This window comes from Paragemmobacter ruber, assembly GCF_009908315.1.
GTDB lineage: Bacteria > Pseudomonadota > Alphaproteobacteria > Rhodobacterales > Rhodobacteraceae > Paragemmobacter > Paragemmobacter ruber.
In genome coordinates this window covers 1289278-1314401 of record NZ_JAAATW010000001.1, presented here as the reverse complement: position 1 = coordinate 1314401, position 25124 = coordinate 1289278, and the positions used below count along the sequence as shown (strand labels likewise).

The following is a 25124-nucleotide window of genomic DNA, read 5'->3' as shown; positions in this document are numbered from 1 at the left end:
TGATCGCGGGAGGGCGGCTTACAGGTTGGCGTCCTGAATCCGCAGCTGGCGCGCGCGGGTCAGGATCGCATCCTCGATCGCTCGCACGGTGCCGGGATCAACCGCACCACCGCCCGAGCTTTGCAGCGCCACCTTCAGGCTGCGCGCATCCAGCGCCGGGTCCTGCACATAGATCGTCGCACGGTAGGCGCGGCCACCGCCCGGGGGCGTGCCAAAGCCGGTGACGATGACGCCGGTGAAGGGATCGACCGATTCGATGGGCAGGAAGTTCAGCACATCCTGCGCGGCAACCCAGAGGTACTTGTTCACCTCGACCGTGGTGTTCGGATTGTCGCCGTTGCGGAACAGGTTGAAGATCGAAGAACTGTCCGTCTGTCCGCGCACCGTGCGATCCTGCGCGGCGCGCTGCGATGCGGCGCGCTGGCGCGTCTCGGCCGTTTCCTGCGCCGGAGCCGCGGCTGCGTTGCGCCGGAAAAGCCCGCTGTCGCCACTGGCGATGCCGCTGCCGCACGCGGACAGCGAAACCGCCACGACACCGGCCAGCGCCAACCCTGCCAAACGATGCACGTTCATATATGCCCCCGTATGCCCTTGGTCGTTGTCTAGCCCACCGCCACGGGTGTGCCAAGGCCTTTCCCCGAAACTGCGCGCCGCGCACCCGCTGCGCCGCCACAGTTTGCGCGCGCAAAAGGGGATGCCGCGCGCGCAAACGCGCGAAGTGGCCCCAAAAGGCCCCCTACGCCCGGTCCGGCAGGGCGGGCCGGGCGGCACGGTGTACCGTGAAATACACTGTGGCAAGACTGCACCACGAAACTTGGGATTAACTTTCGTAAAGCGTCTGTCGTTGCAATCGGGGGCTTTAGGAATGATTAACAATTCATCCCCAACCCGGATTCCCCTTGGTTGGGCATTCCTTAAGTCAACGAGGGAAAACGATGAAAAAGACTCTGATCGCTACCACGATGCTGGTCGCCACCGCCGGCGTCGCCGCCGCCGAAGTGACCATCTCGGGCTACGGCCGTTTCGGTGCGCAATACGTTGAAGACCGTGGCGTCGGCCTGTCCGACACCATCATCTCGTCGCGTCTGCGCTTCAACGTCGATGCCACGACCGAAACCGATGCCGGCGTGACCTTCGGCGCCCGTCTGCGTTTCCAGAACGATGACGGCGACACCCAGACCGTTGGCAACAACGCCAAGTTCTCGGCCAGCTTCTCGGGCTTCACGGTCTCGGTCGGCAACGTCGACACCGCGTTCGACTCGGTCGCGCTGACCTACGACTCGGAAATGGGCTACGAAGATTCGTCCTTCGGTGATAGCCAAGCGTCGTTCTTCGCCTATGCGTCGAAGGCGATCCCGGCTGGTGCCGCTGGCTACATGGGCGTTGCCGCGACCTACTCCTTCGGCGATGCGAACTTCTACTTCTCGTACGTGAACCCGGATCAGCGCGTTTCGACGCTGCCCGTCGGCACCAACGAAGAAGTCGGTCTGGCTTTCGACTACAGCGTCGGCCAGTTCAAGATCGCTGCTGCCTACACCGCTGACGCGGCTGGCATCGCTGACAACGACATCGCCTTCCTCGGCGCTGCCTACGCGATCAGCGACGTGGCGAACGTCGGCCTGAACTACTACGACAACGGCACGATCGCTGGCGTTGACGTTGGCGACCAGGTCACCCTGTACGGCAACTACACCTTCGGTGCGACCACCGTCCGCGCTTACGCGTCGGATCTGGAAGGCGCTTCGAACACCGCGTTCGGCATCGGCGCTGACTACGCGCTGGGCGAAGGCACCCGTCTGTCGGGCTCGATCCAGTCGGGCTTCGCCAGCGAAACCGTTGCCGACCTGGGCGTGCGCTTCAACTTCTGAGTTGATGGCCTAGGCCAAGTTTGAAGAGCGGGCGAAAGCCCGCTCTTCTGCATTTCTGCCCCTGCTTTCGGGGAGGGGTACGCTGGCATCGCACAGGCTTTGGCCGGCAAGTGGCGGCGCAGTGGTGGCGTCAGCCCCGTCGCGGGCGTGTCATGGGCGGGCGCATCTCGGGACGGGCGCCCGCGATCTGCCCCCTTCACGCGCAATCATTCTGCACGACATGCAATCATGACGGGAATCATCCGCAGGATCACGGGATCTGCGTATCTGTGACCTGGGCCAGCACCCTGACCGCGGGCGGATCGTCCGGGGCAGGGTGCGCCGGCATCAGGCCGGCCACCCAGCCCGGAAACCGGCAAGGCATTGAAATAACGACATGAATCCAGTGTTTCCCCGCTGCAGAGAGGCCGTTCTGCCCCCTGTCCTGTGGCAACACTGTGGCGGGAATGCATCGTTAACAATTGTTAATCAACACAGTCCGATCCATAACGCTTTATCATTCCAGCCAAGCAAGAGTAGGTTCCCCCCATCGCTTCATTACCTAGTAAGGAGAATACCAATGAAAAAAGTGCTGCTTGCGACGACGATGTTCGTCGCCGGTGCATCGGCCGCCGCCGCCGAAGTGACCATCTCGGGCTACGGCCGTTTCGGTGCCGAGTATGTTGAAAACCGTGGCGCCGGCCTGTCCGACACCATCATCTCGTCGCGTCTGCGCTTCAACATCGACGCCACGACCGAAACCGATGCCGGCGTGACCTTCGGCGCCCGCCTGCGGTTCCAGAACGATGACGGCGACGTCGCCACGGTCGGCAACAACGCCCGCTTCAGCGCCAGCTTCTCGGGCTTCACGGTCTCGGTCGGCAACGTCGACACCGCGTTCGACTCGGTCGCGCTGACCTACAACTCGGAAATGGGCTATCAGGACTCGTCCTTCGGCGACAGCGAAGCCGCCTTCTTTGCCTATAACAGCAAGGTTGGCCCGGCTAACTATATGGGCGTGTCGGCGACCTACTCCTTCGGCGGCGCGAACCTGTACTTCTCGTACGTGAACCCCGACCAGACCGTTTCGACGCTGCCGGTAGGCATTTCGGAAGAAATCGGCATCGCGGCTGACTACACCGCTGGCCAGTTCACCGTGGCTGCTGCCTTCACCTCGGACGCGGCGGGCATCGTCGGCAACGACATCGCCTTCATCGGCGCGGCCTATGCGATCAACGATGCGGCCAATGTCGGCCTGAACTACTACGACAACGGCACCACGGCCGGTGGCGTTGACCGTGGCAACCAGGCGACCATCTACGGGAACTACACCTTCGGGGCGACCACCGTGCGCGCCTACCTGTCGGATCGTGAAAACGACCCGGACACCGCCTACGGCATCGGTGCCGACTATGCGCTGGGTGAAGGCGCCCGTCTGTCGGGTTCGATCCAGGGCGACTTCAACGGCAACACCGCTGCCGACCTGGGCGTCCGCTTCAACTTCTGATCCGGCCCCTTTGGCCCATGTAAAAGAGCGGGCGAAAGCCCGCTCTTTTCACGTGCGGCGATGCCTGCGCGACAGCCTGTCGGTCGGCGCCCCCGTGATGGCGCGACGGCCCGGATCATCTGCCCCGCGGGCCGCATCCTCGCTTCCCTTCCGCGCGGCGCTATGATCCAGATGCGACAAAGGCACGGAGGGTTTCATGGCACTGGCAGAGATCAGCGCGCGGATCAGCGCGGCAGAGCGCGCGGCAGGGCGGGCCGAAGGATCGGTCACGCTGATCGCCGTATCCAAGGTGCAGCCGCTGGAACGGGTGGTCGCGGTGCTCGAGGCGGGCCACCGCATCTTTGGCGAAAACTACGTGCAGGAAGCGGCGGGCAAATGGCCCGACCTGCGCGCGCGGTTCGGGGCGGTGGAGGTGCACATGATCGGCCCGTTGCAGACGAACAAGGCGAAGGTGGCTGTGGATCTTTTCGATGCGATCCACACGGTGGACCGCCCCTCGCTGGCGGAAAAGCTGGCCCGTCTGGCACAGGATCGGGGACGCTGCCCCGCATTGTTCGTGCAGGTCAACACAGGGGAGGAGCCGCAGAAGGCGGGCGTCCTGCCGGGGGATGTGGATGGGTTTCTGGCGAGCTGCATCGCGATGGACCTGCCCATCCGGGGCCTGATGTGCATCCCGCCCGAGGGCGACGACAGCACCCCGCATTTCGCCACGCTGGCCGAAATGGCGGCGCGGAACGGTTTGACCGGCCTCTCGATGGGGATGAGCGGGGATTTCGAAGCGGCGATCGCGGCAGGGGCCACCCATGTGCGGGTGGGTTCGGCGATCTTTGGCGCGCGGAATTATGGCTGACCGGTAGGATGGGCAATGCTGCCCATCCTACGCCAGCCAGACCCGCCCATAGGGCGGCAGGGCGATGTTGCCGTGATGCGCCTCCACCGGGTTATCTGACAGAAGATCATGCAGCCGCGCGGCACCTTGTGCGCGCGCGAAACCCTCGGGCAGATGGGCCCAGCTTTCGGCGAAGTTGAACAGGCAGAGCACCGTGCCTGTCGGCGCGTCGCGCCGGAAGGCGAACAGCTGTGGCACCTCGCACGGCACGACGCGGATGGGATGCGCGGCGTGAAGGGCGGGGATGGCGCGGCGCCGGGCCAGGATGTGGCGCAGCCCCCGCCAGACGCGGGCGGCGGGTGTCTGCCCGTCATGCCGCCCCTCTGCCGCCTGCCAATCCATGCGCGGGCGGTGGATCCAGCGGCTGTCATGGGCATGTTCGGCCACATCGCGATAGCCGTGATCGTTCAGCAGGGCCAGTTCATCGCCCATATAGACAAGCGGGATGCCGCCCCAAGCGGCGATCAGCGCGTGGCCCATCAGGATGCGCTGCACGGCCAGATCCGCCCCTGCCGGATCGCCTTCGGCGATGGCCTTTTCCAGCCCGGCGAGGCTGGCGAAACTGCCCGATATCCGCTTGTCCCCGGTGGCCGGGTTCTCCTGAAACAGCGCGCCACGGGCGAAGCTGCCGGGGAAGGTGCCGTCGTAGAAATCCGACAGGAAGGCCCGGTGCGCGGGCCCAGACAGCCCCTGCGCCGCCGCATCCTCATCCGTCACGGCCCAGCCGATATCGTCATGGCAGCGGATATAGGTGGCATAGGTCGCGTTCGTCAGCCGGTCGGGGAAATGGGTGCCCATCACATGGGTCATCAGCCGCGTGTCGCGGGTGGCGAGCGCGGACCAGAACTGCACCATGAGGCTGTTGTGATAGGCAAGGTTCCCTTCCTTGCCATCATGCCGCCCGCGCCCCAGATAGGGCAGCATCTCGGCGGGCGCGACGATGGCCTCGGCCAGATGGATCACGGCAGGGCAGGCGATCCGGCACACGGCCCGCAGGGCCTGCAGCAGCATGTGGACCTCGGGCTCCGACTGGCAGCGGGTGCCCATCCGCTTCCACATGAAGGCCACCGCATCCAGCCGCAGCACATCCACGCCGCGATTGGCGAGGAAGAGCATGATCTCCGCGATCTCCAGAAACACCTGCGGATTGGCCCAGTTCAGATCCCACTGATGTTCGTTGAAGGTGGTCCAGACCCATTTCCCGAAAGCGGGGTAATGGGTGAAATTGCCGGGCGCGTTATCGGGGAAAACCTCGACCAACGTTTCCTCATAGCGCTTTGGAAGATCGGGGCTGTCGAACATCAGGTAGTAATCCTGATAGGTCGGATCGCCCTTCGCGGCCTTCTTCGCCCAGGCGTGCTCTTTGGCGGTGTGGTTCAGGACAAGGTCGATGCAGACAGAAATGCCGCGCTTGCGCAGTTCTGCGGTGACCGTCTCGAAATCCGCCATGGTGCCGTAGGCGGGGTTGATGGCGCGGTAGTCCATCACCGAATAGCCGCCGTCGCTGTCGCCCGGGCGGGGCTTCAGGCAGGGCATGAAATGCACGTAGCTGATGCCCAGTTCTTCCAGATAATCCAGCTTTTCCAGAACCTTGGGCAGGGTGCCGGCAAAGCGGTCGATGTAGAAGACATAGCCCGCCATATCGGGGCGCTGGAACCAGTCGGGTTCCAGATCGCGCTTCAGATCCAACCGTTTCAGATCGGGCGCGCGGTCGGCCCAGGCCTTGCGCATCGCCTTTTCCAGCGCCGTGCAAAAGGCGGCATAGCCGGGGTGGCCGGAATACAGCGCCGTTAGCATCGGCCAGAGGTCGGGCGCACTGCGGGCGAGGCGCAGATCAAAGATGTCGTCATCCGGCGATGGCTTGCGCACCATGATCCCCTCCCCGCGGTCCGAGGGGAGATTAGGTCTTCCAAAGCGTTTTGGAAAGCCTGTTCAGGCGCGGATGATCAACCGGCTTTCATGCCTTATGCGGTTTGCAATCCACAGGAGATCGGCCCGCGAAAAGCCCACGCAACCCGCCGTGGCGTGCCGGGGGCGCCGCCAGGTGTGGACAAAGATCGCCGATCCGCGCCCCGGTTCGGCCTGCGGCCAGTTCCAGTCTGTCAGGAGGATCAGGTCATACATCGGATCGGGCCGGGTCAGCCGTTCATGCGACCAGCCATGCGGCGCGCGGACCATCAGGTTGTAATCGGGATCGCGCGGGTCATCCGACCACAGGTCGGAGGGGCCGAAGGGCAGCGCCCAGTCGGGCAGCTGCGTCTGCGATAGCCGGTCAGGACGGTAGAGCATGCCCACGAACCGATGCACCCCGGTGGGCGTCGCACCGTCGCCCTCGCGCTTTGCCCGGGCGGGCAGGATGCCGCCCCTGCCGATGGAGCAGGGAAACCTTCGCCCCATGAAGCGCGCGCCCCAGCGCGTGACAACGAGATCGGACGGCTTCACAGCAGATGCCCGGACTTCGCGGCCTTGGTCGCCAGATAGGCGGCGTTCTCGCGCGTCTTGCCCACTTTCAGCGGCACCCGCTCGGCCACCGCGACACCGCAGGATTCCATCATCGCGATCTTGCGCGGGTTGTTCGTCAACAGCCGCACCGCTGAAAACCCCATCCTGCGCAGAAGGCCCGCGCCGATGCGGAAATCGCGTTCGTCATCTTCAAAGCCCAAGCGGTGGTTTGCCTCGACCGTGTCGAAACCCTGATCCTGCAACGAATAGGCGCGCATCTTGTTGGCCAGCCCGATCCCGCGCCCCTCTTGGTTGAGGTAGAGCAGAACGCCCGCCCCTTCCTCGCCCATCTGCGCCAGTGCGGCGCGCAGCTGCGGGCCGCAGTCGCATTTCAGGCTGCCCAGCACATCGCCGGTGAAACAGGCCGAATGGAGCCGCGCCAGCACGGGTTGGCTGCGGTCAGGCTTGCCGATCTCTATGGCGTAATGTTCCTCGGCGCCATCCTCGGGGCGGAAGATATGCACGCGCCCCGCCTGCGCCGCCTGCATGGGCAGGCGGGCATTTACGACGGGATGCAGCGGCGACATGCGCGCCAGTTCCGGCGCGATCTCGGCCAGCGGCAGCAGGGTCAGGGCGTTTTCCTCGGCCAGCGTCAGGCCGTGGGTCACAGGCACCAGCAACGCGGCAGGCAGAAGATGCGCCGATTTCACCAGCTGCAGCGCCGCGCGGTGCAGCGCCGACGATCCGTCCCGCAGCGCGCGCAGCGGCCCTTTCAATGGCATGCGCAGATCATCCGCCGGATCGGCCAGCGCGCGCAGCCAATCCACCCCCATGCCTTCGGGCACCAGGATGCGGGCGATGTCGCCGTCATAGGCCGGGGTCTTGAGCGTTTCGGCCCGCCGCGCCGTCAGCGCCAGTTCCGGCTGACCAAGGCCGCGCAGCGCCGTCAGCCGGGCGGTATCCAGCGCCTCGACCGCCACCACCAGCATGGCGCGGCCATCCCCCGTCATCACCACGGGCACGCCCATGCGCAGGTCGCCCCGCGCCCGCGACAGGCGTTCGACGATGGTGGGCGCAAGGGTGGGGCGGGTGGTGTTCATCATGTCCTCTGCCCCTATCTAGGCCTAAGCGCAGAAAATTGAAACATTCCCACACAGGGCGACACGACCGCGTGAAATCCGCGTTGCAATTCTTGTCGCCGCCGCGACCGGGGCGCATGTGGACCGCAGAAGACGAATACGGAGGCTTCCATGGGCACCCTGCGAAAGATCCTGCTGGTCGATGATGATGACGATCTGCGCGAGGCGCTGAGCGAACAGCTGGTGATGACCGAAGACTTCGATGTCTTCGAGGCCCGCACGGGTGCCGAAGGAATGGAAAAGGCAAAGGTCGGCCTTTACGATCTGGTGATCCTCGACGTGGGTCTGCCGGATACGGACGGGCGGGAACTGTGCCGCCGGATGCGCAAGGCAGGGGTCAAATGCCCCGTGCTCATGCTGACGGGGCATGATTCGGATGCCGACACCATCCTCGGGCTGGATGCGGGGGCGAATGACTATGTGACCAAGCCATTCAAGTTCCCGGTGTTGCTTGCGCGCATCAGGGCGCAACTGCGCCAGCATGAACAGTCCGAAGACGCGATCTTCCAGCTTGGCCCCTACACCTTCAAGCCCGCCCAGAAGATGCTGGTGGACGAAAAGGAAAAGAAGATTCGTCTCACCGAAAAAGAAACCAATATTCTCAAATACTTGTACCGCGCGCAGCAGGGCGTGGTCGCACGCGACGTGCTGCTGCACGAGGTGTGGGGTTACAATGCGGGGGTCACAACCCACACGCTGGAAACCCACATCTACCGGCTGCGGCAGAAAATCGAACCCGATCCGTCGAATGCCCGCCTGCTGGTGACGGAAAGCGGTGGTTACAGATTGGTCGCGTGATCTTCAAAAATTGGCCTGATTCATGTTCTATTCAGGCTGATGTGAGACGTTTGTCTCACCCAAGGTTCCCCTTGCCGTGTCGGGGTTATGGCACGGCATCCTCCCTGTTGGACTTGGCCGGGCCTTGCGCCCGGCCTTTTTTTACCCGTCCTTCTTCCGCCCGCGCATGACGGGCAATCCTATACGTTCGTATCGCAAAACAAGACACATTTCCGGCCATAACTTGCGCTATGGCTTGCAGGCCGCACGGAGGGTGCGGCTGCATGTAACCGGAGTGCCTCATGCGTATCGGACTACTGGCTTTTGCGACCCTTGTCGCCACGCCTGCCCTTGCGGAAGATCTTGTGTTCACCCTTGTCAATGACAGCTCCTACACCATCGTGGAAATGAACGTCTCGCCCGTCGATGAAGAGCTTTGGGGTGAAAACATCCTGACGGTCGATGCGGTGGAACCGGGCATGTCGGGCGACGTCACCATCGCGGACGGGCTGGACGTCTGCGACTATGATCTGCGGTTCGTGGCGGATGATGGCACCGAAGCCAGCAAGTCGCAGAACCTGTGCGAGATCAACACCTTCACGATCAGCGATTGATCCGATTGCGGACTTGAGCCTTGGGACGGTCGGCCCTAGGGTCTGCCGTCCCAAAAGCCGGAGCCCGCCATGCCCTTCACCCTCGCCACCTGGAACATCAACTCGGTCCGCCTGCGCGAGGGGCTGGTCGCACGGCTGATGCGCGAAGAGGGGCCGGATATCCTCTGCCTGCAAGAGTGCAAGAGCCCGGTCGAGAAGATCCCCTTCGAACAGTTTCAGGCGCTGGGCTACACGCACATGGTTGCGCGCGGGCAGAAGGGCTATAACGGCGTGGCGATCCTGTCGAAGCTGCCGATCACCGATGCGGGGTCGGACGATTTCGCGGGTCTGGGCCATGCCCGGCATGTGGCGGCGCGGCTGGAGAACGGGGTGGTGATCCACAACTGCTATGTCCCCGCGGGCGGTGACATTCCGGACCGCACCGAGAATGAGAAGTTTGGCCAGAAGCTCGATTTCCTGACGCACATGCGCGACAGGTTCCACGCCGACAGGCCAGAGCGATCCATCCTTGTGGGCGATCTGAACATCGCCCCGCGCGAAGATGACGTGTGGTCGCACAAGCAGCTTTTGAAGATCGTCAGCCATACGCCGATCGAGGTGGAGCATCTTGCCCAGACGCAAGAGGCGGGACGCTGGGTGGATATCACCCGGCAGGACATCCCGCAGGGCCTGCTTTATTCTTGGTGGTCCTATCGCGCGGCGGATTGGGATGCGGCCGACAAGGGGCGGCGGCTTGATCACATCTGGGCCACGCCCGACATCGCGAGCGCAGGCCATGGCAGCCGCATCCTGCGCCCCTGCAGGGGGTGGGATCAGCCGTCCGATCATGTGCCGGTCTTTGCGACCTTCGATCTCTGACGCGCTTTTCCCGGCGGCCCATCTTTTCCCGGCGGCCCAGTCTGATAGGGCTGTCCGCCAGAAGACGAAAGGCAGGACATGACACATCTCTGGGTCCGGGCGGAACAGCGCCCGAATGAAGAACGGGTGGGCCTGACGCCGGATGGTGCGGCGGCGCTGATCCGGGCGGGCATCCGCGTGACGGTCGAGCAGTCATCGGTGCGCGCCATCGCGATTGACGGCTACCGTGCGGCCGGTTGCGATATCGTGGCCGAAAACCTGTGGCCCTACGCCCCTGCCGATGCCATCATCTTCGGCCTGAAGGAACTGCCCGAGGATGGCACGCCCCTGACCCATCGCCACATCATGTTCGGCCACGCCTACAAGGGGCAGCCCGCGGGGCGTGAACTGCTGAAGCGGTTCAAGGCCGGGGGCGGCACGCTGTATGATCTGGAATATCTGGTCGATGAAAATGGGCGGCGCGTGGCGGCCTTTGGCTATTGGGCGGGGTTCGCGGGGGCGGCGGTCAGCCTGAAATGCTGGGCGGCGCAGCAGCGGGGCGGCATCGCCGGGCCGGTTGCCAAATATCCTGGCCGCGCGGCGCTGATCGCCGATCTGACGCAGGAATTGGCGGGCATGGCGCGGCCACGCGCCATCGTCATCGGTGCCTTGGGGCGCGTGGGGACGGGGGCGGCGGACCTCTGCACCCAGATGGGTGTCGCGGTGACGAAATGGGACATGGCCGAAACCGCCAGCGGCGGCCCGTTCCCGCAGGTGCTGGAGCATGAGATTTTCCTCAACTGCATCCTTGCGCGCCCCGGTTGCCCGGTCTTCGTGCCCGCAACCGCCAAGACCGCCCCGCGCAAGCTGACCGTGATCGGGGATATCGCCTGCGATCCGACGTCGGACTTCTCGCCCATCAAGGTGTATGACCGCGCCACGGATTGGGCGGCGCCCGCCCTGCGCGTGGCCGACAACCCGCCGCTGGATGTGACGGCCATCGACAACCTGCCCTCGCTCCTGCCGGTGGAAAGCAGCGAGGATTACGCAGGCCAGCTTTTGCCCAGCCTTCGGACGCTGACCGACCTGTCGGCGGGCGTCTGGGGGCGGGCAAAGGCCGAATACGACCGGCACAGCGCGGGGCTGTGACGCTTGGGGAACAAATTCCGTTCAAGGAATTTGCAAAAATCTTTGAAGATTTTTGCGGGGCAGGCGCCCCGCGCAGGAGGGTGAAGAGATGACGATCCATTGGTGCGGCACAGGGCTTTCCTCGGTTCCCGGCCTGCGGCGGCTGATCGAGGGCGGCCAAAAGGTGGTGGTGTGGAACCGCACGGTCGAGAAGGCGCGCGAGGCGGTGGGCGATCTGACGCAGGACATCCGCCCCTACAGCCTTGAGGCGCTGACCGCCGCGCTGGAACCCGGCGATCTGGCCATCTCCATGCTGCCTGCCGATCAGCATGTGGGTATCGCCAAGGCCTGCCTGTCGCGGGGGGCGCATTTCGTCTCTTCCTCCTACATCGCGCCGGAGATGCGGGCGCTGGATGGGGAGTTTCGCGAAAAGGGCCTGTGTTCGGTCAATGAAGTGGGCCTTGACCCCGGCATCGACCATCTGATGGCGCATGATCTTGTGGCCCGCTACCGCGCTGCCGCGGCCTATGACGCGAAGAATGTGCTTTCCTTCACCTCCTATTGCGGCGGGGTGCCAAAGATCCCGAACGCCTTCCGCTACAAGTTCAGCTGGTCGCCGCTGGGTGTGCTCAAGGCGCTGCGCTCGCCGTCGCGCAGCTTGCGGAATTTCAGCGAATTGCGGGTCAACCGGCCATGGGACGCGATCACCGCCTATGACGCGCCGCTGCCCACCCCTGAAAGTTTTGAGGTCTATCCCAACCGCGACAGCTATCCCTTCATGGCGGATTACCGCTTTGATCCCGATTGGCAGGTGCGCGATTTCGTGCGCGGCACGATCCGCCTGAACGGCTGGGCCGAGGCGTGGGGGCCGGTGTTCCGCGAGATCGAAACGCTGGAAGGCCCCGCAGGCGATGCCCGCCTGGCCGAGATGGCGGCGCAGTTCTGGGCCGAAAACTCCTATGACGAAGGCGAACCCGATCGCGTGGTTCTTTTCGTTGCGCTGAAGGCAGAGCGTGACGGGCGGGTGGTCTGGCACGAGGAATGGGCGATGGATGCCTGGGGCGACGCGCGCGGCACGGCGATGGCGCGGCTGGTGTCGGTGCCGGTGTCGATGGCGGTCGAATCGGTGCTTGCGCGCGAAATTCCGGCAGGCGTGCACGCCGCGCCGCATGATCCCCGGCTGATCGACGCCTGGATGGGGCAGATCCGCGGCCTGGCCCAGTATCTGGAGCGGGTGGATCATCTGGCGAAGTGACGGGTCAGGGTCGGGCGGATGTGAGGTGACATCCGCCCCCCGGCCCGGGTACACTGCTGCCAAGATCCGGGGGACAGCCGGGCAGAGTCGCAAGACCGGGCAGCACGAAGATACGGGCGAGGCATGGCCGTCATCACGCATGACAGACCGACGGGAAGCTTTGGCAACCGCCTTGCCGTGTGGCGGGCCGGTCTTGCCCGCCCGGCGCTGGCGTTTCGGTCGCAGCCGGAACCACGCTCCATCGGGTTGTTCGCGCGCGGGCGGCAGATCGTTGCCGGCAATTTCCTCTTTGCGGGCAAGCTGGTGCAGGCCCCCGGCACGGTGATCTGGGACGTGGCGGCCCCGGATGCGGCCTTTTCGGCCGAGATGCATGGCTTTGTCTGGCTGGATGATCTGGCGGCCTTCGGTGACGGCGCTGCGCGCAAGCGTGCGCAGGACTGGACGCAGGGCTGGATCGCGCGGTTCGGGCGGGGTCAGGGGCCGGGCTGGACGCCCGATCTGACGGGGCGGCGCCTGATCCGCTGGGTCAACCACGCGATGCTCTTGCTGCAGGGGCAGGACAAGGCGGCGGCGGATGCCTATTTCCGCGCGCTGACGGTGCAGACGCATTATCTGGCGCGGCGCTGGTCGCGCGCGGCGCCCGGCCTGCCCCGGTTCGAGGCGCTGACCGGGCTGATCGTGGCGGCGCTGGCGCTGGAGGGGAAGGCAGGGCTGGTGCGGTCCGCCATTGCCGCGCTGGCGCGCGACTGCCGCAGCGAGGTGGATGCCGAAGGCGGCATCCCGACGCGCAATCCCGAACATCTGCTGGACGTGTTCACCCTGCTCAACTGGGCGTCGCAGGCCCTGCGCGAGGCAGGCCGCGATATTCCACCCGCGGTGACGCAAGCCATCGCCCGCATCGCGCCCACGCTGCGGGCGCTGCGCCATGCCGATGGCGGGCTTGCGCGGTTCCATGGCGGCGGGCGCGGGATCGAGGGGCGTCTGGACGCCGCGCTGGCGGCATCGGGGATCAAGGCCCCGGCGGTGCAGGGGCGGCCTGCCATGGGCTTCGCGCGGCTGGCCTCTGGCCGCACCAGCGTGATCATCGACGCCGCCGCCCCCCCCGAAGGCCGCGCCGGGGGCGAGGCGCACGCCTCCACCCTTGCGTTCGAACTGACCTCGGGCCGCCGCCCGATGATCGTCAGCTGCGGGTCGGGCCAGCCGTTCGGCGCGGATTGGCAATTGGCGGGCCGGGCGACCGCGTCCCATTCCACCCTTGCGCTGGACGGATCGTCATCGTCGCGGCTGGGCAAGGAGGGCCCGGAATTCGTGGCGCGTGCCATGGTCACGCAGGTGCAGATGGCGCAGGATGCGGGCGGCCATCACCTGTCGGTGGCCCATGCCGGATGGCAGGCCAGCCATGGGCTGATCCATGCCCGAATCCTGACGCTGGATCCGCAGGGGCGGCGCGTGACCGGCACCGACATGCTCGAGGCGCGCGGTGCGGGCGATCGCCGGCGGCTTGCCGCCATACTGGCCCAGCAGCCCGAAGGGATCGGTTTCGCGATCCGCTTCCATCTGCACCCCGATGTGGATGTGGCGCTGGACATGGGCGGGAATGCCGTTTCCATGGCGCTGAAATCCGGCGAGATCTGGGTCTTTCGCCACGACGGGATTGGCAAACTGACGCTTGATCCATCGGTCTATCTGGAAAAAGGGCGATTGCAGCCGCGTGCGGCGCGGCAAATCGTGCTTTCCAGCGCAGCGGTGGGCTTTGAAACCCGGATCGGCTGGACCTTGGCCAAGGCACAGGATACTCCGCTCGCCATCCGCGATCTGGACCGTGAGGAATTGGCGGTTCCGGACTGACCGTATCCGTAGACCCAAGGGGTTCCGCCCATGACCAACCTTGTTCCCATCGGCCGCGCGCTGATTTCGGTTTCCGACAAGTCCGGCCTGCTTGACCTTGCGCGCGCGCTGGCCGCGCGGGGGGTGGAGCTGATCTCCACCGGCGGCACGTCGGGGATGCTGCGCACGGCCGGGCTGACAGTGCGGGATGTATCGGATGTGACCGGCTTCCCCGAGATGATGGATGGCCGGGTCAAGACGCTGCACCCGAATGTGCATGGCGCGCTGCTGGCCCTGCGGGACGATGACGAACATCTCTTGGCCATGGCGGCGCATGGGATCGAACCGATCGACCTTCTGATCGTGAACCTCTACCCGTTTGAGGAAACCGTGGCGAAAGGCGCCGACCACGCCACCTGCATCGAGAATATTGATATCGGTGGCCCGGCCATGATCCGCGCCGCATCGAAGAACCACCGTTTCGTCACCGTGCTGACCGATCCCGCCGATTACCAGCCGCTGCTGGATCAGTTGGCCGCGCATGATGGTGCCACGACGCTGGCCTTCCGCCAGAAGATGGCGCTGACCGCCTATTCCCGCACCGCCGCCTATGATTCCGCCGTGTCGAACTGGCTGGCGGGCGAGATTGGTGAGACCGCGCCGCGCTATCGGTCTTTCGCGGGCAAGCTGGCGCAGGGTCTGCGCTATGGCGAGAACCCGCATCAGGGGGCGGCCTTCTACACCGATGGATCGCGCCGCGAAGGCGTGGCCACCGCGCGGCAGTGGCAGGGCAAGGAGTTGTCTTACAACAACATCAACGACACCGACGCCGCCTTCGAACTGGTGGCGGAATTTGGCGGCGGCGCCCCCGCCTGCGCGATCATCAAACATGCCAATCCCTGCGGCGTGGCCACCGGGGCCACGCTGGCCGAGGCCTATGCCCGCGCCTATGACTGTGACCGCACCTCTGCCTTTGGCGGCATCGTCGCGCTGAACCAGCCGCTGGATGCGGCGACGGCGGAACGCATCACCGAGATCTTTACCGAGGTCGTCATCGCACCCGGCGCATCCGAAGAGGCGCGGGCGATCTTTGCCGCTAAGAAGAACCTCCGCCTTCTGACGACCGCCGCGCTGCCCGATCCGCGCGCCAAGGGCACGGCGTTCAAACAGGTGGCGGGCGGCTTTCTGGTGCAGGACCGGGATGCCGGATCGCTGCTGCCCGCCGATCTGCGCGTCGTAACCAAACGCGCCCCGTCTGACGCCGAGCTGGCCGATCTTCTGTTCGCGTGGAAGGTGGCAAAGCATGTGAAATCCAACGCCATCATCTATGTCCGGCAGGGCGCGACCGTGGGCGTGGGCGCAGGCCAGATGAGCCGGATCGACAGCACCCGCATCGCTGCCCGCAAATCGCAGGACATGGCCGAGGCGCTGGGTCTGCCCGCGCCGCTGACCCACGGTTCGGTGGTGGCATCAGACGCCTTCTTCCCCTTTGCCGACGGTCTTCTGGCCGCGGCCGAGGCAGGCGCGACCGCGATCATCCAGCCGGGCGGATCCATGCGCGATGACGAGGTGATCGCCGCCGCCGATGCGGCAGGCCTTGCCATGGTCTTCACCGGCATGCGGCATTTCCGGCACTGACGGGGGGATGGCGATGCGCATAACCCTTGTGACGGCCGCCATCATCTTCGTGCTTGATCAGGTGACCAAGCTGATCGTCGTGCAGTGGATGAACCTGATCGAACGCGGCGTGATCGAGGTTCTGCCCCCCTTCCTGACCTTCCGCATGGCGTGGAACACGGGCATCAATTTCGGCCTGTTTAGCAATCAGGCCGATTTCATGCGCTGGGTGCTGATCGTGGTGGCGCTGGTGATTTCCGCCTGGGTCTGGATCTGGATCCGGCGCGAAGGGGCGGGGCGCTGGGCGCAGATTTCGGCCGGTCTCCTGATCGGTGGCGCCCTGGGCAATGTGATCGACCGGATCGTCTACGGGGCTGTGGCGGATTTCCTGAACATGTCCTGCTGCGGGATCGAGAATCCCTATGCCTTCAACGTGGCCGACATCTCGATCTTTGCCGGGGCCTTCGGTCTGGTCCTCTTTACCGGGGGCAAGGACAAACCCGATGCCGGGGGGAAATCGGCGCGGAAATCGGCGCGGGGCAGGGGCACGGGAAAGACCCCGTGACGCGCGCGCCGACATGCGCTAAGACGGGGGCAAGACGGATGACGGAGGCAGGCATGCAGGCAAAACGGCGTTTCCCCGCCATCGCAATGGCGATGGTGCTGACGCTTGCAGCATGCGGCGACCGGGACGCGGTGCCGTCGCTGATGAATGTGCGCTCTACCACCGCGGGCCCTGACGAATTCGGGATCATCCCGCCCAAGCCGCTGGAACTGCCGCAGGATCTGGCGGCGCTGCCCGAACCGACGCCGGGCGGTCTGAACCGCACCGACCGCGATCCGCAGGCCGAAGCCGTGGCTGCGCTGGGCGGCAACCTTGGCCCGCGTGAGGGCGTGAACAGCGCACATTCGGGCCTTTACGCCTATGCCGCGCGGTACGGCGTGACGCAGGACATCCGCCAGACGCTGGCGGCCGAGGATCTGGAATACCGCCGCCAAAACAATGGCCGCCTGCTTGAACGGCTGTTCAACGTGAACGTCTACTACCGCGCTTATGAAGATCAGTCGCTGGATCAGCAGGCCGAACTGTGGCGCTGGCGCCGTGCCGGTGCGGCCACGCCGTCGGCACCCCCTCCGCAAGCGGGCGAGGACGAGTAACAAGCGCGTAGGGGCGGCTTGCGCCTGCCGCCTGCGCGGCACACCTTGCGCTGTAAACGGGCCTGCTGCCGCAGACCCTAGCGGAGGACAGGATGCCGAAATTGCCGGGCCTTGCCCTGATGGGGGTGCTGCTGATGGCCGCACCCCTGCGGGCCGCCGAAGACGTGACGGGCTTCACCCTTGAAAACGGATTGCAGGTGGTGGTGATCGAAGATCACCGCGCCCCCGTCGTGGTGCAGATGCTGTGGTACAAGGTGGGATCGGCAGACGAGCCGCGCGGCAAATCCGGCATCGCGCATTTCCTTGAACATCTCATGTTCAAAGGCACCGATGAGCTTGGCCCCGGCGAGTTTTCGGAGATCGTCGAAGCGCAGGGCGGCAATGACAACGCCTTCACCAGCTATGACTACACCGCTTATTTTCAGCGCGTGGCGGCGGATCGGCTGGATCTGATGATGCAGATGGAAGCCGACCGGATGACCGATCTGCAACTGAACGCAGAGGATGTCGCCACCGAACGGCAGGTCATTCTGGAAGAGCGCAGCCAGCGCACCGATTCCAGCCCCGGCGCGCTGCTGGGCGAACAGATGCGGGCGGCGCAGTTCCTCAATCACCCTTACGGCATCCCGATCATCGGCTGGCGGCACGAGATGGAAGGGCTGACCCAGCAGGACGCGATTGATCACTACAAGGCGCATTACGCCCCGAACAACGCGGTGCTGGTCGTGGCCGGCGACGTGACCCCGGATCAGGTGCGCTCGCTGGCGGAAAAGCATTACGGCCCGATTCCCGCCGCGCCCGATCTGCGCCCGCGCAACCGGGTGGCGGAACCGCCGCAACTGGCCGAACGGCGGATCGCCATGGCGGATCCGCGCGTGTCCGAACCCTACATCTCGCGCAGCTATCTCGCGCCAGAGCGCGATCCGGGCGATCAGGAGACCGCCGCCGCGCTGACGATCCTTGCCGAACTTCTGGGTGGCAGCGGCACGACGTCCGTCCTTGCCCGCGCCTTGCAGTTCGACCAGCAGAAGGCGGTCTATACGGCGGCCTTCTATGACGGATCGACGGTGGACGACACGACCTTCAACTTCATCGTGGTGCCCACGCCCGAAACCACGCTGGAACAGGCCGAGGCGGCGATGGACGCGGCGATTGCCGATTTCATCGCGAATGGCCCCGATCCCGATGCCTTTGCCCGTATCAAGACGCAGATCCGCGCCTCGGAAATCTATGCCCGCGACGATTCCAACGGTCTGGCCCGCCGCTATGGCGAAGGTCTGGCAAACGGCCTGTCGATCGAGGATGTGAAAAACTGGCCAGAGGTTCTGAACGCGGTCACGCCCGAAGATGTGGTGGCGGCCGCCAAACTTGTGCTGGATCGCCGCAAGGCCGTGACCGGCTATCTGATGCGTGAAGAGGCCGCCCAATGACCCTGCTTTCCCGCCTGATCCCCGCCACCCTGACCCTGCTGCTTTTCGCCCTGCCGGTGCGCGCGGCGGTGGACATCCAGACCGTAACCTCGCCCGGGGGCATCACCGCCTGGCTGGTGCAAGAGGAAAAACTGCCCTTCACCGCGCTGGAAATCCGCTTCCGGGGCGGATCGAGCCTTGATCCCGCGGGCAAGGAAGGCGCGGTCAACCTGATGACCGCGCTGATCGAGGAAGGGTCGGGCGACATGGACGCGCAGGCCTTTGCCGCCGCGCGGGACGGGCTGGCGGCGTCTTTCGGGTTTTCCTCCGATATCGACACGGTTGCCGTGTCGGCGCAGTTTCTGACCGAGAACCGCGATCAGGCCGTGGCCCTGCTGCGGCAGGCGATCACCGTGCCGCGCTTTGATCCCGATGCCATCGAACGGGTGCGCGGGCAGGTTCTGGCGGGGTTGCGGTCGGATGAAAAGGATCCGGGCAGCATCGCCAACCGCCTTTTGCGGCAGCAGGCCTTTGCCGGCCATCCCTATGCCGAAAACGGCGACGGGCGGCTGGATACGGTGCCCGGGCTGACCCGCGACGATCTGATGGCCGCGCACAAGGCGACGCTGACCCGCGACCGTGTCTATGTCGCGGCGGCGGGGGACATCTCGGCCGAAGAGCTTGGCACGCTGCTCGACACGCTTCTGGGCGATCTTCCGGCGACCGGCCCCGCCCTGCCCCCCGAGATTGCGCCCGCCCTGACCGGCGGCATCACGGTCGAGGCCTTTCCCGGCCCGCAATCGGTGGTCCTGTTCGGCCATTCCGGCATCAAGCGGGACGATCCCGATTTCTTTGCCGCCACCATCCTGAACGAGGTTCTCGGCGGTGGCCGCTTCTCTTCGCGGCTGATGTCCGAGGTCCGCGAAAAGCGCGGGCTGACCTATGGGATCGGCACGTCGCTTGTGGGATATGACCGGTCCGAGCTGGTGATGGGACAGGCCGCCGTGGCGAATGACCGCGTGGCCGAGGCGGTCGAGGTGATCCGCACTGAATGGGCGCGCATCGCCCGCGACGGGATCACCGAAGCGGAACTCGCCGCGACGAAAACCTATCTGACCGGGGCCTATCCCCTGCGGTTCGATGGCAACGGGCCGCTTGCGCAGATCATGGTAAACATGCAGCTGATCGGTCTGCCCGCCGATTATCCCAAGACAAGGAATGACAAGGTCAACGCGGTGACGATCGAGGATGTCAAACGCGTGGCCGCCACGCTGTTCCGCGCCGATGACCTGCGCTTTGTCATCGTGGGCGAACCCGTGGGCGTGACCGGCACGAACTGAAGCCTGCGATGGGATGTGGCGGGATCGGCCCCGAATCTGTGGTCCTGCCGCCGGTCTGGTGCTAGATATAGGCGCATGAATGCGCCCGCCCCCAAGATAACCGGCCCCTCCGGCCGCCCCGTGATCCGCCAGCTGGATGAGGCGGCGATCAACCGCATCGCGGCGGGCGAGGTGGTGGAACGCCCGGCATCGGCGGTGAAGGAACTGGTGGAAAATGCCCTTGATGCCGGGGCGGCGCGGATCACCGTGGACTATGCCGACGGTGGCAAGACGCTGATCCGTGTCACCGATGACGGCTGCGGGATGGCCCCGGATGACCTGCCGCTGGCCCTGTCGCGCCATGCCACGTCCAAGATCGACGGCACCGATCTGCTGAACATCCACAGTTTCGGCTTTCGCGGCGAAGCCCTGCCCAGCCTTGGCGCGGTGGGGCGCCTGACCATCACCTCGCGCGCACAAGGGGCCGAGGCCGCCACCCTGACCGTGGCCGGGGGCCGCGCCTCCGGCGTGAAACCCGCCGCGCTGACGCGCGGCACGGTGGTCGAGTTGCGCGATCTGTTCTTCGCCACTCCGGCACGGCTGAAATTCCTGCGCTCTGACCGGGCCGAGGCGCAGGCGATTGCCGATGTGGTGCGACGTCTGGCCATGGCCGAGCCGACCGTGGGCTTCACCCTGCGCGACGTGTCGGGCGGCGGGGAGGGCAGGGTCATGTTCCGCGCCGATCCGAATGGCGGGGATTTCTTCGATGCCCTCCATGCCCGTCTGGCCGGCGTTCTGGGGGCCGAATTCATCGACAACGCGCTGCGGATTGATGTCGAACGCGATGGCCTGCGGCTGACGGGCTTTGCCGCCCTGCCCACCTATTCGCGCGGATCGTCGGTCCAGCAGTTTGTCTTCGTCAACGGGCGGCCCGTGCTGGACCGCATGCTGTTCGGCGCGCTGCGGGCCGCCTATTTCGATTTCCTCAGCCGGGATCGCCACCCGGCGGCGGTGCTGACGATCTCCTGTGATCCGGAACGCGTGGATGTGAACGTCCACCCCGCCAAGGCCGAGGTCCGCTTCCGCGAGCCCGAAGCTGTGCGCAGCCTGATGATCGGGGGCCTGCGCGCGGCCCTGTCGGGTGCGGGCCACCGCGCCAGCAGCACGGTCGCCGATGCCACGCTGGCCGCCCTGCGCCCCGAGGCGCCGCGCATCTATCAGATGGATCGCCCCTCACAGCCCGGCCTTGCGCGCAGCTTCGCCTTTCAGGCCCCCTTGGCGGGGGCTGCCGCCGCGCCCTTGGGCTTTGCCGAAGCGCCTGCCGCCCGGGTGGAACCGGCCCACCCCGCAGATGACGCTGCCGCACGTCCCTTGGGTGCTGCCCGCGCGCATGTGCATGAGAATTACATCATCGCCCAGACCGAAACCGGGATCGTCATCGTGGACAGCCATGCCGCACATGAACGGCTGGTCTATGAAACGCTGAAGCGGCAGATGGTGGAGAACGGCATCGCGGCGCAGGCGCTTTTGATCCCCGAGATCGTCGATCTGTCGCCCGGCGATACGGCGCGCTTGCTCGATCACGCCGCGCCCTTGGCCCGGATGGGGCTGGTGATCGAAGCCTTCGGCGGATCGGCCATCGCGATCCGCGAAACGCCCGCGATCCTTGGCGCGGTGAACGGCGCTGCGCTGATCCGTGATGTGCTGGACGAACTGGCCGATCTTGGCGACAGCCAGCTTGTGCAGGCCCGGATCGAGGCCGTGCTGTCGCGCATGGCCTGCCATGGATCGGTGCGCACCGGGCGCCAGATGCGGGCGGAAGAGATGAACGCCCTCTTGCGCGAGATGGAGGAAACCCCCCATTCCGGCCAGTGCAACCATGGGCGGCCCACGTATGTGGAACTGAAGCTGGCCGATATCGAACGGCTGTTCGGGCGGCGATGATCACCATCGGCGGCATCCCCTATGCGTGGAACGATCCGGTCGTGCTGATCGGCGGGGCGGTTTTGGGTGCCGTCCTGCTGATCCTGCTGCTGACGCTGCGCGCGGCGGTGCGGTCGGCGCGCATGGCGGCACCCCTGATGCGGCAGATGGAATGGATGACGCACCGCGTTCAATCCTTGTCTGACGGTCAGGAACGGCTGGCCGGCGGCCTGCATCATGTGTCCGAAGCGCAGGCCGTCAGCCAGTCGTCGATGCTGAAGCTGATGGAACAGCGGCTGGCCGATGTGCAGCGCCAGATGACCGAGGCGCTGCACGGCACCTCTACCCGCACGGCGCGCAGTCTGGGCGATCTGCAACAGCGGCTGGAAACGATCGACCGCGCGCAGGCGAATATCGAAAAGCTGTCGGGAAATGTGCTGTCCTTGCAGGATATCCTGTCGAACAAGCAGACGCGCGGCGCCTTTGGCGAGATTCAGTTGCACGACATCGTGCAAAAGGCGCTGCCGCCCGACAGCTATGCCATGCAGGCCACGCTGTCGAACGGGCGGCGGGCGGATTGCCTGATCCACCTGCCGAAACCCCCCGGCGCCATCGTGATCGACGCGAAATTCCCGCTGGAGGCCTATGAGGCGCTGCGCCGCGCCGATACGCCGCAGCAATTGGCCGAGGCACAGCGTCTGATGCGGGGGGCGTTGCGCGCCCATATCCGCGCCATCGCCGAACGCTACATCATCGAAGGCGAAACCGCCGACGGCGCGCTGATGTTTCTGCCGTCCGAGGCGGTCTATGCTGAATTGCATGCCAATTTCCCCGATGTCGTGCGCGAAGGTTTTGCCGCCAAGGTCTGGATCGTGTCGCCCACCACCTGCATGGCCACGCTGAACACCATGCGCGCCGTTCTGAAAGACGCGCGGATGCGCGAACAGGCCGGGGCGATCCGCAAGGAACTGGCCCTGCTTTACGCCGATGTGGAACGGCTGGGCGCGCGGGTGGAAAACCTGGATCGGCATTTCGGTCAGGCGGCAAAGGATATCGAGGAAATCCGCATCTCCAGCGAAAAGGCCACGCGGCGCGCGCGGCGGCTGGACAACTTCGATTTCGAAGAGATCGCGTCGGACACAGGCCCCTTGATCGGACCGCAGGCCGCGGAATGAAGCACCTCACCCCCGCCGATTACATCCGCCAGCCCTGGAAGAACGGCAAGGGCGTGACCGTCGAACTCGCCCGGGCCGATGCGGGGGGCGATCTGCTGTGGCGGCTGTCGATGGCGACGGTGGCCGAAGACGGGCCCTTCTCCCTTTTCCCCGGCATCGAACGCAATCTGACCGTGATCTCTGGCCCCGGCTTCCGGCTGGTGGGGGCGGGCCTGTCGCTGGATTGCCTGCCGTTCGGGCCTGTCGCCTTTCCGGGCGATGTGGCCGTGGCGGCGGAAGGCACGGGCGGGCAGGTGTCCGAAGATTTCAACGTGATGACGGCGCGCCATCTGCTGCGCCCGGATGTGCAGGTCCTGAACGGGGCCGGGCCGATTGCCGCGGGCGGGCTGTTGGCGCTGCTGGCGCTGTCGCCGCTTCGCCTGTCAGGCCGCGCGCTGGGCCGGCATGACCTGATCCTTGCCGCAGGCCCGCTGGAGATGGAAACCCCCGGCCCTGCGCTTCTGGTGCGCCTGCAGGGGCTGCCGCCGGGTGGATATCCCTAGGCCACTACCGCCCGCCCGCCATGCTGCCGGATCAGCACATGGCAAAGCACCACCACGATCACCGAAGCATACCCGTCCACCGCATAGTGAAACCCGGTCAGGACAGAGCCATACTGGATCACCGCGGGAAAAAGGGCGCTGATCAGGCCATACCGGCCAAAGCGTTCCACCATCCAGACCACGGGCAAGGTGGCCGCCGCGACATGCAGGCTGGGAAAGGCGCTGATACCCGATCCCAGCGCGCCGGTCGAATGTTCGGTCCACAACTCCATCTGCAGATGGATCACCCCCGCAAAGGCGGCCTGATCCGCCTGCAGGAATGCATCCAGATAGGCGAAATCATCCGCGCCGGTCAGCAGCGCCACATAGATCGGCCCGGCAGAGGCAAAGATCAGCGCCACCACCGTCCCGAGCATGACCCAGCTGATGAAATGCAGCCGGATATGGTGCATGGCGCGGGCCTCATTCGGCTCGAAGGCGGCGACGATGGCGGGATAGACATAGGCAATCGTCAGCCAGACGGGAAAATACGCCGTGACCACCGCCGCGTTGGGGATCACCTCCCCCAGCAGCCCATGATACAGGAAGAACGCATCCTGATTGCCATGCAGAACCCGGTCCAGCCGGGCAAAGGCGTCATCCGCCCAGAAGACCGTGATCTGCGGGATGCAGACCTTGATCATGTGGAAGCCGGCAAAGAACGGCACCTGCGCGCTGGCAATGATCAGCACGGCAAGCAGCCGCCGCCGATCAAAGAACCCGCGCAAGATGCAGAAGAGAAGCAAGCCAAGCCCTGTCGCGGCGACCACGGGGCCGATGTCGAAAACACTGGACGCGCTTTCAACAAAGCTGGCCGAGAAATTCGCGACGGTGCCAAAGCACAGGAAATAGATAAGCGATGCAAAGGCCCAATAGGCCAATGCAAACATCACATATCGCGCCGAGAATAAAAGCATGACCCCGTCTGCGTGCGAAAAGGATACCCTCTTTCACTCGCTAACAGGGCAGCGCGCGCGCCTTACAGGCCGACCCCTGCCCAAAGGCACGGGGCGCGCGCGCGCGCCGGATCAGATCCCGAGGAAGGGCTGCGCCAGACGCGGGATGATCGCGTTGAACCGCAGCGGGGCGTCCGTCACCGCAAGGCAGATGCAGACCTCGCCATTCTCGGCGATCGGCGTGTGCTGCATCGACGCATCGGCGATTTCCACATCGCCCCGACCGAAGCGGTCGGTCTCGTCGCGGAAGGCACCCTGCAGCACCATCGTCAGTTCCATCCCGCGATGCCCGTGGTCAGGCACGGCCTGCCCCCCGGGAATGTACAAAAGCCGCGCAGACGCACCGCGCCCGGTGGACAGCATGGCCTGCTTCACGCCCATCCCGACGGCCCGCCATTTCACCTTCTCCGGCCCACCGCCGACATAATCGGCGAGGGGCGCCGGAAACACCCCAGCCCGCCGCAGGGGCCGCCGCGCATTCGCCTGCGAAAGCCCGTCGATCCGGTCCAGACAGGCCGCGAGGCTATCATCCGACATCGCCACCGTGTCGGTCATTTCCATCATCGCGCCGCCAACCGCTTCGAACGCGGCCAGCTTCGCGCGACATTCGTCGCAAAGTGACACATGGGTGGCCACAACCAGATTGAAGGCTTCGGGCAGTTCGCCTGCCGCATAGGCCATCAGGAGCTGGTCGGTAAGGTGGTGCCTGATCGTCATCCGTCGT

The 25124-nt window shown here is 65.5% G+C and carries 24 protein-coding genes; 17 read left to right on the top strand and 7 right to left on the bottom strand.

The window, feature by feature from the left end:
* Positions 1–18: 18 nt before the first annotated feature.
* Positions 19–573, bottom strand: coding sequence for a DUF3576 domain-containing protein (locus tag GU920_RS06435; RefSeq protein ID WP_161766101.1), 555 nt, complete (start codon positions 571–573; stop codon positions 19–21).
* Between the two features lie 362 nt (positions 574–935).
* Between GU920_RS06435 and GU920_RS06430 the strand changes: the two genes are divergently transcribed.
* The gene (locus tag GU920_RS06430) at positions 936–1868 is read left to right on the top strand and encodes a porin (protein ID WP_161766100.1); all 933 of its coding nucleotides are present in this window, start codon (positions 936–938) and stop codon (positions 1866–1868) included.
* 559 nt (positions 1869–2427) lie between these two features.
* Entirely contained in the window at positions 2428–3354 is a 927-nt protein-coding gene (locus tag GU920_RS06425) for a porin (RefSeq protein ID WP_161766099.1), read from the top strand.
* A gap of 48 nt (positions 3355–3402) precedes the next feature.
* Here GU920_RS06425 and GU920_RS06420 read toward each other — a convergent pair whose 3' ends face one another.
* Entirely contained in the window at positions 3403–3552 is a 150-nt protein-coding gene (locus GU920_RS06420) for a hypothetical protein (RefSeq protein ID WP_161766098.1), read from the bottom strand.
* Here GU920_RS06420 and GU920_RS06415 point away from each other — a divergent pair.
* Entirely contained in the window at positions 3551–4204 is a 654-nt protein-coding gene (locus tag GU920_RS06415) for a YggS family pyridoxal phosphate-dependent enzyme (RefSeq protein ID WP_161766097.1), read from the top strand. The two genes, GU920_RS06420 and GU920_RS06415, sit on opposite strands and share 2 nt — an antisense overlap.
* Before the next feature lie 27 nt (positions 4205–4231).
* Here GU920_RS06415 and GU920_RS06410 read toward each other — a convergent pair whose 3' ends face one another.
* The 3 genes from GU920_RS06410 to ribA are packed head-to-tail and all read right to left on the bottom strand — an operon-like array spanning position 4232 to position 7788.
* Positions 4232–6115, bottom strand: a complete 1884-nt coding sequence (locus GU920_RS06410) for an amylosucrase (RefSeq protein WP_161766096.1) — start codon at positions 6113–6115, stop codon at positions 4232–4234.
* Between the two features lie 60 nt (positions 6116–6175).
* Entirely contained in the window at positions 6176–6640 is a 465-nt protein-coding gene (locus GU920_RS06405; RefSeq protein WP_161766554.1) for a L,D-transpeptidase family protein, read from the bottom strand.
* 41 nt (positions 6641–6681) lie between these two features.
* Positions 6682–7788 (bottom strand): GTP cyclohydrolase II, encoded by a 1107-nt coding sequence (gene ribA / locus GU920_RS06400; RefSeq protein WP_201743980.1) that lies wholly within the window; start codon positions 7786–7788, stop codon positions 6682–6684.
* Positions 7789–7935: 147 nt separating this feature from the next.
* Here ribA and GU920_RS06395 point away from each other — a divergent pair, with 147 nt between their 5' ends.
* The 14 genes from GU920_RS06395 to GU920_RS06330 all read left to right on the top strand — a co-directional run bounded on the left by GU920_RS06395 (position 7936) and on the right by GU920_RS06330 (position 23405).
* On the top strand, positions 7936–8622 hold the full coding sequence (locus GU920_RS06395; RefSeq protein WP_161766095.1) for a response regulator transcription factor: 687 nt from the start codon (positions 7936–7938) through the stop codon (positions 8620–8622).
* 281 nt (positions 8623–8903) lie between these two features.
* Positions 8904–9215, top strand: coding sequence for a hypothetical protein (locus GU920_RS06390; RefSeq protein ID WP_161766094.1), 312 nt, complete (start codon positions 8904–8906; stop codon positions 9213–9215).
* Positions 9216–9284: 69 nt separating this feature from the next.
* Complete coding sequence (locus GU920_RS06385) at positions 9285–10073, top strand: exodeoxyribonuclease III (RefSeq protein ID WP_161766093.1); 789 nt, start codon at positions 9285–9287, stop codon at positions 10071–10073.
* A gap of 78 nt (positions 10074–10151) precedes the next feature.
* Positions 10152–11201 (top strand): saccharopine dehydrogenase, encoded by a 1050-nt coding sequence (locus GU920_RS06380; RefSeq protein WP_161766092.1) that lies wholly within the window; start codon positions 10152–10154, stop codon positions 11199–11201.
* An 88-nt stretch (positions 11202–11289) separates the two neighbouring features.
* Positions 11290–12435 carry a saccharopine dehydrogenase family protein gene (locus tag GU920_RS06375; protein ID WP_161766091.1) on the top strand — a complete coding sequence of 382 codons (1146 nt, stop codon included), beginning with the start codon at positions 11290–11292 and terminating at the stop codon, positions 12433–12435.
* Positions 12436–12558: 123 nt separating this feature from the next.
* Entirely contained in the window at positions 12559–14283 is a 1725-nt protein-coding gene (locus GU920_RS06370; RefSeq protein WP_161766090.1) for a heparinase II/III family protein, read from the top strand.
* Between the two features lie 30 nt (positions 14284–14313).
* Positions 14314–15900 (top strand): bifunctional phosphoribosylaminoimidazolecarboxamide formyltransferase/IMP cyclohydrolase, encoded by a 1587-nt coding sequence (gene purH / locus GU920_RS06365; protein WP_161766089.1) that lies wholly within the window; start codon positions 14314–14316, stop codon positions 15898–15900.
* Between the two features lie 13 nt (positions 15901–15913).
* Complete coding sequence (gene lspA / locus GU920_RS06360; protein WP_161766088.1) at positions 15914–16444, top strand: signal peptidase II; 531 nt, start codon at positions 15914–15916, stop codon at positions 16442–16444.
* Positions 16445–16497: 53 nt separating this feature from the next.
* Positions 16498–17037 (top strand): DUF3035 domain-containing protein, encoded by a 540-nt coding sequence (locus GU920_RS06355; RefSeq protein WP_161766087.1) that lies wholly within the window; start codon positions 16498–16500, stop codon positions 17035–17037.
* A 92-nt stretch (positions 17038–17129) separates the two neighbouring features.
* Positions 17130–18467, top strand: a complete 1338-nt coding sequence (locus tag GU920_RS06350; protein ID WP_161766086.1) for a M16 family metallopeptidase — start codon at positions 17130–17132, stop codon at positions 18465–18467.
* Positions 18464–19786 carry a M16 family metallopeptidase gene (locus tag GU920_RS06345; RefSeq protein WP_161766085.1) on the top strand — a complete coding sequence of 441 codons (1323 nt, stop codon included), beginning with the start codon at positions 18464–18466 and terminating at the stop codon, positions 19784–19786. Before GU920_RS06350 ends, GU920_RS06345 begins: the two co-directional genes overlap by 4 nt.
* A 75-nt stretch (positions 19787–19861) precedes the next feature.
* Entirely contained in the window at positions 19862–21709 is a 1848-nt protein-coding gene (gene mutL / locus GU920_RS06340) for a DNA mismatch repair endonuclease MutL (RefSeq protein ID WP_161766084.1), read from the top strand.
* Positions 21706–22863 carry a DNA recombination protein RmuC gene (locus GU920_RS06335; protein ID WP_161766083.1) on the top strand — a complete coding sequence of 386 codons (1158 nt, stop codon included), beginning with the start codon at positions 21706–21708 and terminating at the stop codon, positions 22861–22863. Before mutL ends, GU920_RS06335 begins: the two co-directional genes overlap by 4 nt.
* Positions 22860–23405, top strand: a complete 546-nt coding sequence (locus GU920_RS06330) for a HutD/Ves family protein (RefSeq protein ID WP_161766082.1) — start codon at positions 22860–22862, stop codon at positions 23403–23405. Before GU920_RS06335 ends, GU920_RS06330 begins: the two co-directional genes overlap by 4 nt.
* On the opposite strand, the gene GU920_RS06325 is transcribed toward GU920_RS06330, so the two are convergent.
* Both GU920_RS06325 and GU920_RS06320 read right to left on the bottom strand, forming a co-directional pair.
* A complete protein-coding gene (locus GU920_RS06325) occupies positions 23402–24334 on the bottom strand; it encodes a phosphatase PAP2 family protein (protein ID WP_161766081.1) in 933 nt (310 codons plus the stop codon). The genes GU920_RS06330 and GU920_RS06325 overlap by 4 nt on opposite strands.
* 138 nt (positions 24335–24472) lie before the next feature.
* On the bottom strand, positions 24473–25117 hold the full coding sequence (locus GU920_RS06320; RefSeq protein ID WP_161766080.1) for a ChrR family anti-sigma-E factor: 645 nt from the start codon (positions 25115–25117) through the stop codon (positions 24473–24475).
* Positions 25118–25124 lie beyond the last annotated feature (7 nt).

Bases quoted from the DNA above. Each gene is read 5' to 3' on its own strand.
- GU920_RS06395 (WP_161766095.1), top strand. From the start codon at position 7,936: ATGGGCACCCTGCGAAAGATCCTGCTGGTCGATGATGATGACGATCTG.
- GU920_RS06350 (WP_161766086.1), top strand. From the start codon at position 17,130: ATGCCGAAATTGCCGGGCCTTGCCCTGATGGGGGTGCTGCTGATGGCC.
- GU920_RS06355 (WP_161766087.1), top strand. From the start codon at position 16,498: ATGCAGGCAAAACGGCGTTTCCCCGCCATCGCAATGGCGATGGTGCTG.
- GU920_RS06345 (WP_161766085.1), top strand. From the start codon at position 18,464: ATGACCCTGCTTTCCCGCCTGATCCCCGCCACCCTGACCCTGCTGCTT.
- GU920_RS06420 (WP_161766098.1), bottom strand. From the start codon at position 3,552: ATGAAACCCTCCGTGCCTTTGTCGCATCTGGATCATAGCGCCGCGCGG.
- GU920_RS06390 (WP_161766094.1), top strand. From the start codon at position 8,904: ATGCGTATCGGACTACTGGCTTTTGCGACCCTTGTCGCCACGCCTGCC.
- GU920_RS06370 (WP_161766090.1), top strand. From the start codon at position 12,559: ATGGCCGTCATCACGCATGACAGACCGACGGGAAGCTTTGGCAACCGC.
- GU920_RS06320 (WP_161766080.1), bottom strand. From the start codon at position 25,117: ATGACGATCAGGCACCACCTTACCGACCAGCTCCTGATGGCCTATGCG.
- GU920_RS06385 (WP_161766093.1), top strand. From the start codon at position 9,285: ATGCCCTTCACCCTCGCCACCTGGAACATCAACTCGGTCCGCCTGCGC.
- GU920_RS06335 (WP_161766083.1), top strand. From the start codon at position 21,706: ATGATCACCATCGGCGGCATCCCCTATGCGTGGAACGATCCGGTCGTG.
- GU920_RS06380 (WP_161766092.1), top strand. From the start codon at position 10,152: ATGACACATCTCTGGGTCCGGGCGGAACAGCGCCCGAATGAAGAACGG.
- GU920_RS06415 (WP_161766097.1), top strand. From the start codon at position 3,551: ATGGCACTGGCAGAGATCAGCGCGCGGATCAGCGCGGCAGAGCGCGCG.
- purH (WP_161766089.1), top strand. From the start codon at position 14,314: ATGACCAACCTTGTTCCCATCGGCCGCGCGCTGATTTCGGTTTCCGAC.
- GU920_RS06435 (WP_161766101.1), bottom strand. From the start codon at position 573: ATGAACGTGCATCGTTTGGCAGGGTTGGCGCTGGCCGGTGTCGTGGCG.
- GU920_RS06410 (WP_161766096.1), bottom strand. From the start codon at position 6,115: ATGGTGCGCAAGCCATCGCCGGATGACGACATCTTTGATCTGCGCCTC.
- lspA (WP_161766088.1), top strand. From the start codon at position 15,914: ATGCGCATAACCCTTGTGACGGCCGCCATCATCTTCGTGCTTGATCAG.
- GU920_RS06405 (WP_161766554.1), bottom strand. From the start codon at position 6,640: ATGGGGCGAAGGTTTCCCTGCTCCATCGGCAGGGGCGGCATCCTGCCC.
- GU920_RS06430 (WP_161766100.1), top strand. From the start codon at position 936: ATGAAAAAGACTCTGATCGCTACCACGATGCTGGTCGCCACCGCCGGC.
- GU920_RS06425 (WP_161766099.1), top strand. From the start codon at position 2,428: ATGAAAAAAGTGCTGCTTGCGACGACGATGTTCGTCGCCGGTGCATCG.
- ribA (WP_201743980.1), bottom strand. From the start codon at position 7,788: ATGATGAACACCACCCGCCCCACCCTTGCGCCCACCATCGTCGAACGC.
- GU920_RS06330 (WP_161766082.1), top strand. From the start codon at position 22,860: ATGAAGCACCTCACCCCCGCCGATTACATCCGCCAGCCCTGGAAGAAC.
- mutL (WP_161766084.1), top strand. From the start codon at position 19,862: ATGAATGCGCCCGCCCCCAAGATAACCGGCCCCTCCGGCCGCCCCGTG.
- GU920_RS06375 (WP_161766091.1), top strand. From the start codon at position 11,290: ATGACGATCCATTGGTGCGGCACAGGGCTTTCCTCGGTTCCCGGCCTG.
- GU920_RS06325 (WP_161766081.1), bottom strand. From the start codon at position 24,334: ATGTTTGCATTGGCCTATTGGGCCTTTGCATCGCTTATCTATTTCCTG.